The following is a 13,676-nucleotide window of genomic DNA, read 5'->3' as shown; positions in this document are numbered from 1 at the left end:
GTCAAATATTTTGTTAGATTTGTTGAGAAAATTTAAGTAAACAACTATTATTTTAAGTAGCGAATTATGAGCGAGAGAGTAGAACAAGAAGAAATCTTTTCACAGGTTTTAAGAGCAGGAAGAAGAACATATTTTTTTGATGTTAGATCTACAAAGGCAGATGATTATTATTTAACAGTGACAGAGAGTAAGAAGTTTACTCATGATGATGGTTCTTTCCATTATCAAAAACATAAAATTTACCTATACAAAGAAGATTTTAGTGACTTTAAAGAAATGTTGAATAAAGCAACAGACTTCATAGTTAACGAAAAAGGATCTGAGGTAATCAGTGAACGTCATCAAAAAGACTATAAAAAGGAAGAGAACGTAGCAACTGAAGCAACTTCAACAGAAAGCTTTACTGACGTTTCCTTTGATGATATTTAAGCAGAAGAAACTGTTTTGCATAACTCTAAACACAAATTGTACAATTTGTGTTTAGAGATTGGATTGTGCAGAAAAAAATCAATTCAAATTCAATTTACACTTAGAAAACTGCCAATTGTTGCACAGCAATTGGTGGTTTTTATTTTATACAAGCGATTTTATTTTGTTTGGTAGTTTTGATGCGAATTCAACCAGCTGCTTATAAGTTAAAGTTCTACCTACTCTACTGTTAAGTTTATCTTCACGCTGGTTAATCCTAAGTAATTTTTGTTTCATAGGAAAGCGAGTTTTGAGTTTATCTAAATATAATAAAAAAAAACTGAATTTCAGTAAGTTATATTTATTTTGGGGTAAAGTATTTTGTAGAGTAGGTGGTTTTCCTATAAAACTTTTTTCATAGTAGTAGTTTTTGCTACTGTTTCTTGCCATTCTTTTATAGCATTACTGTCATTTGTAATTCCACCTCCAACATAAATATATACAGTATTGTTAGAAACTTCCATACAACGAAGATTAACAAATAAATGACTTTCCTTATTGTCTGTATTCAATTCTCCTAAAAAACCTGTATAAAAGCTTCTATGGTAGTTCTCATTGTTTAAAATAAATTGTTTTGAAGCCTCTAAAGGCATTCCACAAACGGCAGGGGTAGGATGTAGGCTTTTGATTAAAGAAGCAGTATTTGTTTTTAACTTTCCATTAAGAATGGTTCTTAAATGGAGTAATTTACCCGCTTTTATAGTTTCAACACCAGATGTTGTAATGTTTAAGGAAATATCAGATAACCTATCAGTGATGTAGTCAGTTACAAATTGTTGTTCTTCTAATTCTTTTGGCTGCCAAGTAACATTCGTTGTGCCATTGTAAACTTGTGTTCCCGCCAAAGCCATAGTAGTGAAACTTTTATCTTTAATACTAACTAAAGTTTCTGGGGTAGCTCCTAACCATAACCCAATTTTAGGATGATACCAAACATATACAAAAGCTGTAGGGTAGTTATTTAGAAGTTTTTGAAAAGTATCAATAAGGCTGAAATCTGATAACTCAATTTTTTCTTTTCTAGAAAGAACTACTTTTTTAAACTGCTGATTTTTAATAGCGGCTATTCCTTTTTCAACTAGTTGAATGTGGCTCTCTTCGGAAGCTGCATCAGGAGCATGATCATTATTGTTAGTTTGAGTATCTCCAACAGTAGTTTCTTCTTCAATATAAGTAGATTGATTTCTAGGAATTAAAATAGCTTTTTCTCTGCTGTCAAACGGAGCAAAAATAAATCCACTCTCATTATAATTTTCAGAGGTAATTAAGTCGTTGTTTTGTTGGAACCACCCTTTAATTATAGAACTGTTAGGTTTTCTGCAAGTAACAAAAGGTAATTCTTTGTTGAAGGCTTCTTTTATGTTTAAAAAAATACTCAATCTAATTGTTGTATAAAATGTTCTTTAATCGTGTCAAATTTACTCCAAATAAATCCATGACCAGCATCAGGAATGCTAATTAACTCAAACTGATTTTTAGGAAATTGTTCTTTCAAAAATAAAGAGTTTTCAATAGGTACAATCCAATCATTAGTTCCATGGATACTTACTATGTTGTTAGGAGTAGATTCCCAATTGTTTTCAAATAGTTGTAAATCTTGTTTATGAGATAACTTTTCTTTGCTCGCTTCTTGCCATATTGGAGGAACCAACCATCGAGTAACTTTCCATTTATATAAATTTAAGGACCATGGCATGGGTTCTACTTTACTGTACACAGCAGGAGCCAGCAAAATTACTTTTCTAACTTTTTCTTGTATAGCTAAGGTAATAGGTCCTCCATAAGAATAACCTACAAGAATTGTTTTATGGGGGGTAATATCATGTAAAATATTTTTTAACATGTCACGCTCAAAAGCAATACTTTCTTGAACCAGATTTTTGTCTTGATAATTGTAACCAATTCTGTCGTATGAAATCATATTAGCTTTATTAAGCAATGCGCTATCCTTCATATATTTTACAAAATCAGTAGAAGAACCTATCGTTCCGTGAACAAAAACCAGTGTAGGTAAGGTAGTATCTTTTATGATTGAAAGTTTTCTGTACTTAAAACCTTTAAAGTTTTCATAAGTGAGGACAGGAGTAACAGAACTGCCTGAAAATTTTTTAAGCACTTTTACATCAGATTTAGGAGCAGAAAAATTCCAGAATAAATAATATAAAACAAGGAAAAGCACAAAGAGAGCAATTCCAACGATTTTTAAGATTTTTTTTAGCAACTTCATGCTATTGTTTGTTTAAAACAATATTGGTAATCTTACAAAGTGAAATCAAGTTATCATCCTCATCAACAATTCTCACTTCCCATAAATGTGTAGTTCTACCTTTATGAATCGCTTTAGCGGTAGCAAAAACATGTCCTTCTCGCTTACTTTTTACATGATTGATGCTCAGTTCAATCCCTTTAACAATTTTATTAGAGTCTCTTAAAAAAAAAGCGGAAGCACAACTACCAACCGATTCTGCCAAAGCAGCAGTAGCACCACCATGTAAAATTCCATAGGGTTGATGTACTTTAGGTGTCACGGGCATTTTAGCAGTAATAAAATCATCTCCTACATCAACAAACTCTATTTCTAAAGTTTCCATCAAGGTGTTTTTGTTGTAACTGTTTAAGACTGTAAGAGATGCTTGCTTATTCATGGTAACTAAAAATTATCACCCAAAAATACGTATTTTTGTACTGACAAAAAATGATAGAATGTATAAAGTACGCGTAATTTTAGATACGAAAGAAGATGTAATACGAACCCTATTGGTAAATGAAAAAGCTTCGTTAGAAAACCTACACTTTGATATCGCAAAAGCGTTTGGTTTTAACGGACAAGAAATGGCATCTTTTTACCGTACCGATGAAGATTGGAATCAAGGTGAAGAAATTCCTTTATTCAATATGTCAGAAGCAGGAGAAGGAATTTCAATGGCAACATGTATTTTGCATGAAACCATACCAAACCAACACGATAAGTTAATTTATGTGTACGATTTCTTACAAATGTGGACGTTTTATGTAGAGGTAATAGAACAATCTAATGAAGAAGTTACTGAAACAAAAATGATCTTATCTGTAGGAGAAATCCCAGAGCAAGCCCCAGAAAAAGAATTTAAGGCAGAAGATCTTTCAAAAAATATAGATGATGAAATTGATGATGAATTTAATAACTTTGAAAGCCTAGACGATTTTGACTTTGATAATTACTAAGCTATGGCGCAATTTATAAAACTGTATAACGACAATCCCAATCCAAAAGAGATTGAAAAAATTGTAAAAGTTTTACAAAATGGTGGGTTAGTTATATATCCAACCGATACTGTTTATGGTTTAGGTTGTGATATTACCAATACTAAAGCACTAGAAAAAGTAGCAAGAATAAAAAAAGTAAAGCCAGAAAAAGCCAACTTCTCGTTTGTTTGCAACGATTTAAGTCATTTATCCGATTACGTAAAGCAAATAGATACTGCAACCTATAAAGTTTTAAAAAGAGCCTTACCAGGTCCGTATACTTTTGTATTACCTGGTAGTAATTCACTACCAAAGGCCTATAAAAAACGTAAAACAGTAGGTATTCGCGTGCCCGATAATAATATAGCAAGAGCCATTGTAGAAACTTTAGGAAACCCGATTGTATCTACATCTATTCACGATGAAGATGAAGTATTGGAATATACAACCGATCCTGAGTTAATCTTCGAGAAATGGCAGAATATTGTTGATATCGTGGTTGATGGAGGGTACGGAGATAACCATGCATCTACTGTAATCGATTTAACAACCGATGAACCAGAAGTAATTCGTGAAGGAAAAGGAAGCTTAGATATTTTGTAATAATAAGTTTAGTTGAAATCTTACAAAACCACTTTTTAATTAAAAGCACAATTCCTATCTTAGTACAGAATAGAAAAAGGATATATGTTTTTACTAGATAGATTCCCCAACGACAGCGGACCAATATATCAAGAAACCATAGCAGGCAGATTGCCTGTTGAGTCTTTCAATACTTTTAGCAACTTAATTTTTATTGTTCTACTGATTTACTTCGGAAGAAGAATTTATCAAAACCCTAAACAATACCCATTTTTTCTGTTTGCTATTCCAGTAATATTCATCAGTTGGATAGGTGGTACCATGTTTCACGGTACAAGAAGTCATGAATTTTGGTTGTTGTTAGATTGGGTTCCTATCATGATTATATGTTTAGGGGCTATTATTTATTTCATAGGAAAAATTAAAAAGAAATGGTGGGAACGAATAGCGATAGTTGTAGCTATACTTTTAGTATCTATTTTTCCACGATTTTTACCAATACCTTCAGGATATAGAACATCGTTTGGGTATGCCGTAACTGCATTTGCAGTAATAACTCCGTTAATATGGTATGCTTATAAGACTCGTTGGAGAAATGTAAAATACATTGTATACGGAGGAGCAGTTTTTGGAATAGCTTTACTATTTAGGACATTAGATAATAAAGTAGTTGTATTGCCCATGGGAACGCATTGGTTATGGCATACTTTTGGAGGAATTGCAGTTTTCTTCCTGCTATATTATATTTATAAAGATGAACAAGAATTAACGTAACTCGGTAAACTTTTTTCTTCCTTTAGCATAATACTGCCAAACCACAGATTTATGCTCGTAGTAATTTGATTTTTTGGGAGATTCTTTTCTCTTTTTTATAAACTTAGGAAGATGTATGTAAAAACTAAAATGAGCTTTTAAAATAGCGAACAAATGATTTGGTTTTCCTTCCAATAAAAATTTAACGCTAGCTAATCCGTCTAAGACCAAACGAGAAAAAATAATTGGAAACAATTTAGCAGAGGGTAAGTTCTTAACTAAGTTGAGTAAACTATTCCTGAAATTTAAAAAAGTTTTCCTTGGGTTCAAAGTGTCTAATGTAGCCCCACCAACATGATACACAGTTGAAGCCCCAATATATTTTATAGTATGTCCACTATTTTTAGCACGCCAACACAAATCAATTTCTTCTTGATGTGCAAAAAAGTCTTCGTCAAAACCATTGAGTTGATGAAAAACTTCAGAGCGAATAAAAAAACAAGCACCAGATGCCCAAAATATTTCAGAAGTATCGTTAAACTGTCCATTATCTGTTTCCAAGTCGCTAAACAAACGACCACGACAATAAGGATATCCAAAAGCATCAATGAAACCACCACCTGCACCTGCATATTCAAACTTAGACTTGTCTTTGAAGTCTAAAATTTTAGGTTGAATAATAGCAGTGTTAGGTTCCTTTTTAAAAGTATCAATAATGGGAGTTAACCAGTTGTCGGTAACCTCAATGTCAGAGTTTACTAAACAATATACATCCGCATCAATATGCTGTAAAGCATCGTTGTAACCTTTTGCATAACCACCATTTTCTGAGTTCTGTACAACTTTTACAGCAGGAAAATGTTGCTTTACAAATGCAATAGAATCATCTGTAGAAGCATTGTCTGCGACATAAACTTCAGCTTCTTCAGAACTAAAAGTTACGACAGAAGGTAAAAACTGCTCAAGCAATTTTTTTCCGTTCCAGTTTAATATGACGATAGCTGTTTTCAAGACGGCAAATTTACAGTTTATAAATGAAATGCTGTTAAAAAAGCAGGAATCATTCTAGGTCTCATTCCGACTGTATGGGAGGAATCTCTTTAAAAGTGTGTTAATCATATTCTTGAGCTCTCTCACATTTCGCGTTGCTTCAGTTCGAGATGACAATAACGTTTTGTCATTGCGAGCGATAGTGAAGCAATCTGTTTGTCGAGAGTGAGATAGCTACGTCGTTGTCACTCCTCGCTATGACGTACAGTTTTGTCATTCCGAACGACAAAGGAGGAGGAATCTCATAGGGGGAGTAACTGTCATGCTTAAGGTTCAGCAAAGCCAAATCTCATCAAAGAGTGTAACTTCTATTCTAATTCTACAGGTATATACGTTACATTCTCTAAACTAAAATTAAAAGGTTCAGAACCACCGCCAGTCATTACAATATCAGCGCTTTGAACCTCAAATAAGTTTATTTCCGTGTTTATTTTTGAAATAATAGCAGGATTGAGAATTTGTCCTTCTTCAATTCCAGAAGTAACACCAATGTAAATTTTAGGATTAAATTTAAAAACAGCTTTTTGACCTGGAGCAATATTACGTTTAGTAGCTAATAACTTACCGTCTTTGTAACAATTAATATTAATGGAACCTAGCTCTAAATTGTTTTGTATTTCTACTTCATCTATATTAGTTGCGAAATATTGGGATGGTTGTAATGTATATCCAGATGCTTTTTCAACCATTTCAAAAGAACTTCCATCATAAGCGCTTAAGTGAGGTGTGAAGTTTCCGTAAGAGTCACTAGCAGCAACTTGAAAGTTAGTAGAGTAGTGGATAGGGTGGCTTTCTTTATGACTTGGGTTTTTAATTACTTTCCATGCAATATGATGTTCATCAAAATTGCTTGCAACATTCTTTTGAAAAATTACAACATCACTATTATTAGCATCATTAGATCTGTTTATAAAGTTTAGTTTAATAGTATTACTCATAAAATTAATTTTTAAAGTTTGGTATGGAGTTGTTTAGTTATGTGAATTTAAGAAATAGAATACAAAAAAGATAAATGAATGTTATAAACGCATTGTTTTCTGTGTTGAAGTGTGTGTTGAATGTCATTAATGATATTCCCGTTATTCCTACCGTAGGGGAGAAACCGTAAGGTTCAGCGAAGCTAAATCTCATTCAAAGGAAGCTGCCTCCCATGTTTAAGATTTCTCAGTCATAGCCTCCTTCGAAATGACATTATAATAATCGTCATTGAGAGAGGAACGACGCAATCTGTTTGTCGAGAGTGAGATAGCTACGTATGATGTTTCACATTTCCGTCATTTCTGTAAAAGTTAACTAATTCGTTGACAAAATTTTATATTTTGACATGCGAATAAGTACAGACGATTTAACTTTAGTTCGAAGTTGTTTACAGAAATACCAACTTTTGATAAATGAATACGAACAAATAAAAAATTAACAACACCCTCGTTATCGATTTGCAAAAGAGTTTTATGAACTTAATGGTACAAGATTGACGAACTTTTTTAAAATATTATAATCGCTTTAGATAAAGTGGTCAACAAAAAGATTCATTACCGCGAAAAAGAGGTCCTAAATGGAAAAACAGAATCCCCTTCCTTTTATTGAACAAAAAGTATTAGTTTTAAGAGATCGAGGGAATAATAAATATGAAATTAGTTGTATTTTAAAGCCCAAATTAAAACAACTTACACCTACTCCTTCTGGAGTTTGTAATATATTAAAACGCCACGGAGTAAACAGACTACGTCCAAAAATGATTGAAAATAAGAAGGGAATAATTAAAAGGAAAGCAGGAGAATTATGGTGTATTGATACTCCTTCTTTACCTAAAGGAATCGTTAGCTCAGAACCTATAAAAGTATTACTATCTATATGGTATTATTGATTCATGTACTAGAGTTACTTGGGTAGAATTAACAGAAGATTTAACAGCTTTAATAACTATGATTACGGATATGATTGGGCTATTGAAGCTAGAGAAACGGTTAATACATATTTATTAGAAGGTAACTATCAACCCTTGATTGATTATACAAAACAGTCAAAAGCTTTTCAGCTTGCAATACCAACTCCAGATCATTATTTACCATTAATTTATAGTTTAGGATTGCAACAAAAAAATGAAGAAATTCAACTTTTTAATGATAAACTATTAGCGGGTTCTTTAAGTATGACTTCGTTAAAAATAGGATAATAAAAAAAGCCTGCATAGATGGGGTCTACACAGACTTTTAATAAAAATAAAGAGGGGTTACGATTTTTGTTTTATTGCATTAATCGTTGTTCTTACCACAAACCAGCAGAAACATACAATACCTAAAGAGAATACAATATCTCCTATCATTCGCATCCATTTTAAGGTTTGTACTGTTGGGTTGTATAATAACTCTGGATCTCTAGCAAAAGAATATCCTTTAGTGATTGAAGTATATGCTTGAATAATACCTACTGGTAATAAGCTTAATACTACCATTAATACCAATCCGCCGTTTAAAAACCAAAATGCATTTTTTACGAGCTTTTCGTTCCAAGCAATGTTTGAGTACAAGCGGAGGCAGATTAAAATAAAGCCCATACCTAACATTCCGTACACTCCAAATAGTGCAGTATGTGCGTGTACCGCAGTTGTGTTTAACCCTTGGATGTAGTACAATGCAATAGGAGGGTTGATTAAGAACCCGAAAACACCAGCACCGACCATGTTCCAAAAGGCAACAGCAATAAAGAAAAAGATAGGCCACTTGTAACGTTGAATCCAAGCATTCTTTTTCAATAAATTCCAGTTTTCTCTAATTTCAAATCCCATTAACGTTAATGGAACCACTTCCAAAGCACTAAATGTAGCTCCTAAGGCTATGGCTTGCACCGGTGTTCCTGAATAATATAAATGGTGTAAGGTACCAATGATACCACCTGCTAAGAAAATAGTAGCTGAGGCTATCGCTGTTTTTCCTGCTGTTTTGGTTGAAATAATTTTCATTCGAGAGAAAATATAGGCAATAATCACCGTTGCAAAGACCTCAAAGAATCCTTCTACCCATAGGTGCACTAGCCACCATCTCCAATAATTAATTACAGGTAGTGAACTGTTTTCTCCATACATTAATCCTGAGAAAAAGAACATACCAATAGCAACTACAGCTATTAATAGTATAGAAAGTAAATGTTTTGAGTCGTCTTTTTTACGGATACCATACAGCACATGTCTACCAACCATAACTACCCATAATATTAAACCAATACCTAAGAATATTTGCCAGAATCTACCTAAATCCATGTATTCATATCCTTGGTGACCAAAGAAGAAGTTAGTAGTTAAATCCAAAAATTGGTGCACTCCTAACCATTCTCCTAGCATAGAACCCAAAACAATAATTAATAAGGCTATAAACAAGAAATTGATTCCGAAAACTTGGTACTTCATTTCTTTACCGCTGATAATTGGAGCTAAGAATAATCCTGTTGCTAACCATGTAGCGGCAATCCAAAATACAGCAAGTTGTGTATGCCAGGTTCTAGAGATTGAATACGGAAGATATTCTGATAAATTAAAACCAAAGAAAGCTTGACCTTCTACCGTATAATGTACAGTAACAATACCCAAAACAACTTGTAATACAATAAGAAGTGAGATGACTAAAAAGTACTTTAATACTGCTTTTTGAGATCTAACTAATTTTAAGTCTAATAAGGGGTCATTGCTTGGGTTTGTTACCGCTTCTCCTTTTTCATGATTTCGAATGTAGTAATAGGTTAATACTCCTATAAATAATAACAATAAAATTATTGAGAACCCTGACCATAGTTGTGAATCGGGAGTAATTGTGTTATTAATCAACGGTTCGTGAGGCCAGTTAGAAGTATAGGTATAGTCTTGATTGGGTCTTTCTGTACTGGCAGCCCAAGAAGTCCAGAATAAAAAGGCATTAAGCTTTGCTAGTTTATCAGTATCTGTTAAAGCTCCTTCTGGAATGGCATATTTTTCATGACCTTTTGAAAAAATGTTTGCATAATACGCTGAGTTAACTTCAATGGCTTCTTTTCGCTCTTTAGAAATTGTTATTGATTGGTCTTTTTCATTAAAAGTGTTGGTTCTAATATCTTTTACCAAACGAGCTTTTAAGGCAGCTTTGTTTTCTTCATCTAAAGAATCATAGTTAGTATTAAAGTCTTTTTTAGCCCAGTAGTTTAATAAGTAAACCGCTTCTTTATGAATCCAATCAGCTGTCCAGTCTGGAGCTACATAACTTCCGTGACCCCAAATAGAGCCGACTTCCATTCCTCCGATAGATTCCCAAACATTTTGTCCATCTTGTATGTCTTTTTTAGTGTATATAGTTTCATTACTTCCGTTAACTTTTACTGTTTCAGGTATAGGGGGTTGGGTTTGATAAATTTCTGTACCTACCCATATTAATGCAATAAATGATAATACCACTACTGCAATAAATCCAGTCCAAATTTTTCTCATTATTAGTTATTTAATTTAATTGATTTTCTAGTTTGATTGCTTTTCTAAATAGAATATTGTTTTCTAAGTGAATGTGTTTGTGTAAGTCTTCTTCAAACTCTCGTAGCATTGCTAAAGCAACTTTGTATGTGTTACAAGCGTCTTCAGGTGGAGTGTAATTATTGGTAAGTCTTGCAATTGTTCTAAATCTACTTCCTTCGTTATCATGCTCGGTATGCATCATATTTATAGGGTTTTCTACCGTACCAAATGGAGGAGGAGAAAGAGGAGTATTTGAGCTACTCGCTTCAACTAACTTTTTTATAAAAGGAAATAAAATAAGTTCCTCTTTTTTCATATGTGTGGTAAGTTCCCCAGCACTTTCTTTAAAGAGTTGCAAAACCTCATGTAGCTCAGGATGGTTGTTACCATGTACTTTAGCTAGTTTGGTTAGATATTCTAAAATTTCAGGAATTTGTTTTTCCACATATGTATGGTGATTTTGGTAGATATAATCACACAAAAAATCTAAGGACCAGCTTTGATAATCGTTATTAGATTTAGAGCCTCTATCAATGCGAATTAGTTTATTGATTAATGTATCAGGAACAATGTTCTTTTTTGTAGTAACTTCTTGAATAGTTCTGTTACCGTTGCAACAAAAATCAATTCCGTATAGTTTAAAAATTGTAGCTGTTTTATAGTTATTTGCAACTATATCTGCTACTATTGAGTTGTTATTTATCTCCATTTTGTTTCTATTTATTATTTATAAATCATAAAAAGACCTTTTTATCTTTTATTGTTGTAAATTTTTTTTATTCTCGTTTTAGCCAAAAAGTATTTTTCTTGTCATTTGTGTATAATACATCATGAAGGGTGTTTCCTTCTAACATTTTTCTCAAGTTATCTCTAATTTCTACAAATTTAAAGTGAAGAGGGCACGGAGAGCTATCATCACACTGTTTTAAACCCAATCCGCAACCTGTATAAATACTATCACCATCTAATACACGAACCACATCGCTTAAGCGAATTTTTTTAAGGTCAGCTTTATTAATTACAAATCCGCCATAGGGACCTTTAATAGAATCAATGATATTATTTTTTGTTAAAATTTGTAATATTTTCCCTGTGAAAGCTTCAGGAGAATTAATAGCGGCAGCAATAGCTTTTACACCAACTTTATTATCTAAGCTAGATTGTTCTGCAACAAAAATAGTTGCTCTTAAACCGTATTCACAAGATTTTGAAAACATATAAAATAATATGCTACAAAGATATTAGTTTTCTTTATAAAAGACACTAAAGTCTTTTATTTTTTTATAAAAAAAGCATCATTTTTTAATGATGCTTTTGAATATATTTTAGGCTTAGTTTTTTCTGTGCCAGTAAGCTGTTCTACCAAAGGCAGCAAAGCCTATATAACCTCTAATTTTTAATTTGTTGTCGTTTTCAAGTTTAATATAACACTTATATTCTTTTCCATTTTTAGGATCTAAAATTTTTCCACCACTCCATTCGTCACCATCTTTTTTTAGACCTGTTAAAATATTCATTCCTAAAATAGGATTGTTTTTGCGCTTTCCACTACACTTATCACAAACAGCTTCTTGACGATTTTTGTCTGTAATCTCAATAATTTTAGCGTAAGCCTTTCCATCTTTTTTATATACTTCTATTACAGAATCAACTTTGTTGGTTTCTTCGTCACGGTTTTCCCATTTTCCGAAAATAGTTTGCGCACTCATCGATAAGCTAACGGTTGTAAATAATAAAGCAAAAAGTATTTTTTTCATAATCTAAAAGTTTTAATAGTATATCGTTTTCAAAAAGTATTCCAATTAATCGTATTGTGCATCAAAGTTGCTCTCCCATTTTCCCTGTACACGTAAAACCTGTTCTATAATATCTCGAGCACAACCATTACCACCAGTTTTATCAGAAATGTATCTTGAAATTTGTTGTACTTCACGAGCAGCATCGTTAGGGCAAGAGGGCATACCAACGAGTTTCATTACAGGGTAATCAGGGATGTCATCTCCCATGTACATTATATTTTCTGGGTTTAGTTTGTATTTTTCAACCAATTCATTAAACTGTTTAATTTTATCATGAGCTCCTAAATAAATATCGGTAATACCTAAGCCTTCTAAACGTGTACGCACTCCTTCGTTTTTTCCACCAGAGATAATACAAACCCTATAGCCAGCTTTTACAGCTGCTTTTAAGGCGTATCCATCTTTAATATTCATTTGACGTACAAGCTGTCCGTCAGGAAAAACGGTTACAATTCCGTTAGTTAATACTCCGTCTACATCAAAAATAAAGGTGTCTATTTGAGGTAAGTATTCTTTATAACTCTTTTCCATTTTGTTGGATTGATTTTGTAATAAGTTTATAAATTTCTTGTTGTTCAGCATTTAATAACGCTAAATGGTTTTGAATAGTTTTTTGGTCATTTCTTTTGGCAGGACCTGTTTGTGCTGACTCAGGACTCAACTCGGTTATTTTTTGAGCTGTTTCCTGAATTAGAGGTAGTAATACTTCAAAAGGAACTTGATATTCGTTGCAAATATCAGCACCAATTTTATACATATGATTGGTGAAATTATTTACAAAAACAGCAGCAACGTGTAATCGTTTACGTTGCTCTGAATTGATACGATATATCTTTTTTCCAATAGATTTAGCAAGAGTTTCTAACAACTGTAAATCATCTTCGTTTTCAGCTTCTAAACAAAAAGGAATTTCATTAAAGTTTACATCTTTGTCTTTAGAAAAACTTTGTAATAAGTAAAAGATACCTTTACGTCCAGTGTTTTGTAACGATTGCATAGCTACACTACCTGAAGTATGTACAACTAAACCGTTTTTTTGTTTAATTTTACGAGAAACATCACCAATAGCATCATCAGAAACCGCAATGATATACACATCGGCTTCTGTTAAAAGTTCTATACTATTTGTAATAGGAGTAACTTCTTTTAAATGATGAATTTGCTCAATATTTCGAGCATACATTTGTACTAACGATACTTCGTTTTTTTTATTAAAAGCATTGGCTAAATGTGTAGCTACATTACCGCCTCCTATAATGGCAACTTTAATCATAGCACGAAGATATTGAAATTAATTAAAATTATTTTCGCATATTTGTACCATT

Annotated in this window: 17 protein-coding genes; 6 read left to right on the top strand and 11 right to left on the bottom strand. The window is 32.6% G+C overall.

Going from position 1 to position 13,676, the window contains the following annotated elements:
• Positions 1–66: 66 nt before the first annotated feature.
• Positions 67–429 carry a PUR family DNA/RNA-binding protein gene (locus tag D6T69_RS12780; RefSeq protein WP_125068090.1) on the top strand — a complete coding sequence of 121 codons (363 nt, stop codon included), beginning with the start codon at positions 67–69 and terminating at the stop codon, positions 427–429.
• 380 nt (positions 430–809) lie between these two features.
• On the opposite strand, the gene D6T69_RS12775 is transcribed toward D6T69_RS12780, so the two are convergent.
• From D6T69_RS12775 to D6T69_RS12765, 3 genes are read right to left on the bottom strand one after another with little or no spacing between them, the layout of a single operon-like run.
• A complete protein-coding gene (locus tag D6T69_RS12775; protein WP_125068089.1) occupies positions 810–1,847 on the bottom strand; it encodes a chorismate-binding protein in 1,038 nt (345 codons plus the stop codon).
• Positions 1,844–2,695 carry an alpha/beta fold hydrolase gene (locus D6T69_RS12770; protein WP_125068088.1) on the bottom strand — a complete coding sequence of 284 codons (852 nt, stop codon included), beginning with the start codon at positions 2,693–2,695 and terminating at the stop codon, positions 1,844–1,846. Before D6T69_RS12770 ends, D6T69_RS12775 begins: the two co-directional genes overlap by 4 nt.
• A 1-nt stretch (position 2,696) precedes the next feature.
• The gene (locus D6T69_RS12765) at positions 2,697–3,113 is read right to left on the bottom strand and encodes a PaaI family thioesterase (protein ID WP_125068087.1); all 417 of its coding nucleotides are present in this window, start codon (positions 3,111–3,113) and stop codon (positions 2,697–2,699) included.
• 58 nt (positions 3,114–3,171) lie between these two features.
• Between D6T69_RS12765 and D6T69_RS12760 the strand changes: the two genes are divergently transcribed.
• From D6T69_RS12760 to D6T69_RS12750, 3 genes are all read left to right on the top strand, one after another.
• Entirely contained in the window at positions 3,172–3,672 is a 501-nt protein-coding gene (locus D6T69_RS12760) for an IS1096 element passenger TnpR family protein (protein WP_125068086.1), read from the top strand.
• A gap of 3 nt (positions 3,673–3,675) precedes the next feature.
• A complete protein-coding gene (locus D6T69_RS12755) occupies positions 3,676–4,296 on the top strand; it encodes an L-threonylcarbamoyladenylate synthase (RefSeq protein WP_125068085.1) in 621 nt (206 codons plus the stop codon).
• Positions 4,297–4,380: 84 nt separating this feature from the next.
• On the top strand, positions 4,381–5,049 hold the full coding sequence (locus tag D6T69_RS12750; protein WP_125068084.1) for a ceramidase domain-containing protein: 669 nt from the start codon (positions 4,381–4,383) through the stop codon (positions 5,047–5,049).
• On the opposite strand, the gene D6T69_RS12745 is transcribed toward D6T69_RS12750, so the two are convergent.
• Entirely contained in the window at positions 5,041–6,039 is a 999-nt protein-coding gene (locus D6T69_RS12745) for a glycosyltransferase family 2 protein (protein WP_125068083.1), read from the bottom strand. The genes D6T69_RS12750 and D6T69_RS12745 overlap by 9 nt on opposite strands.
• A gap of 347 nt (positions 6,040–6,386) precedes the next feature.
• Entirely contained in the window at positions 6,387–7,016 is a 630-nt protein-coding gene (locus D6T69_RS12740) for a hypothetical protein (protein ID WP_125068082.1), read from the bottom strand.
• Positions 7,017–7,633: 617 nt separating this feature from the next.
• On the opposite strand from D6T69_RS12740, the gene D6T69_RS12735 reads away from it, so the two are divergent.
• Both D6T69_RS12735 and D6T69_RS12730 read left to right on the top strand, forming a co-directional pair.
• Positions 7,634–7,945, top strand: coding sequence for a hypothetical protein (locus tag D6T69_RS12735; protein WP_125068081.1), 312 nt, complete (start codon positions 7,634–7,636; stop codon positions 7,943–7,945).
• Between the two features lie 18 nt (positions 7,946–7,963).
• Complete coding sequence (locus D6T69_RS12730; RefSeq protein ID WP_240628311.1) at positions 7,964–8,254, top strand: class III extradiol ring-cleavage dioxygenase family protein; 291 nt, start codon at positions 7,964–7,966, stop codon at positions 8,252–8,254.
• Between the two features lie 57 nt (positions 8,255–8,311).
• On the opposite strand, the gene D6T69_RS12725 is transcribed toward D6T69_RS12730, so the two are convergent.
• From D6T69_RS12725 to D6T69_RS12700, 6 genes are all read right to left on the bottom strand, one after another.
• Positions 8,312–10,531 (bottom strand): nitric-oxide reductase large subunit, encoded by a 2,220-nt coding sequence (locus tag D6T69_RS12725; RefSeq protein WP_125068080.1) that lies wholly within the window; start codon positions 10,529–10,531, stop codon positions 8,312–8,314.
• Between the two features lie 10 nt (positions 10,532–10,541).
• A complete protein-coding gene (gene ric / locus D6T69_RS12720; protein WP_125068079.1) occupies positions 10,542–11,261 on the bottom strand; it encodes an iron-sulfur cluster repair di-iron protein in 720 nt (239 codons plus the stop codon).
• A gap of 67 nt (positions 11,262–11,328) precedes the next feature.
• Complete coding sequence (locus tag D6T69_RS12715; protein WP_125068078.1) at positions 11,329–11,769, bottom strand: RrF2 family transcriptional regulator; 441 nt, start codon at positions 11,767–11,769, stop codon at positions 11,329–11,331.
• Positions 11,770–11,883: 114 nt separating this feature from the next.
• Positions 11,884–12,309 (bottom strand): DUF2147 domain-containing protein, encoded by a 426-nt coding sequence (locus D6T69_RS12710; protein ID WP_164506725.1) that lies wholly within the window; start codon positions 12,307–12,309, stop codon positions 11,884–11,886.
• Between the two features lie 45 nt (positions 12,310–12,354).
• Positions 12,355–12,882 carry a KdsC family phosphatase gene (locus D6T69_RS12705; protein ID WP_125068077.1) on the bottom strand — a complete coding sequence of 176 codons (528 nt, stop codon included), beginning with the start codon at positions 12,880–12,882 and terminating at the stop codon, positions 12,355–12,357.
• Entirely contained in the window at positions 12,866–13,624 is a 759-nt protein-coding gene (locus D6T69_RS12700; RefSeq protein WP_125068076.1) for a Rossmann-like and DUF2520 domain-containing protein, read from the bottom strand. The genes D6T69_RS12705 and D6T69_RS12700 overlap by 17 nt, the downstream gene beginning before the upstream one ends.
• Between the last annotated feature and the right edge of the window lie 52 nt (positions 13,625–13,676).

This window comes from Tenacibaculum singaporense, assembly GCF_003867015.1.
GTDB lineage: Bacteria > Bacteroidota > Bacteroidia > Flavobacteriales > Flavobacteriaceae > Polaribacter > Polaribacter singaporensis.
The sequence above is the reverse complement of the archived record's forward strand: the minus strand, read 5'-3'. Positions and strand labels throughout refer to the sequence as shown.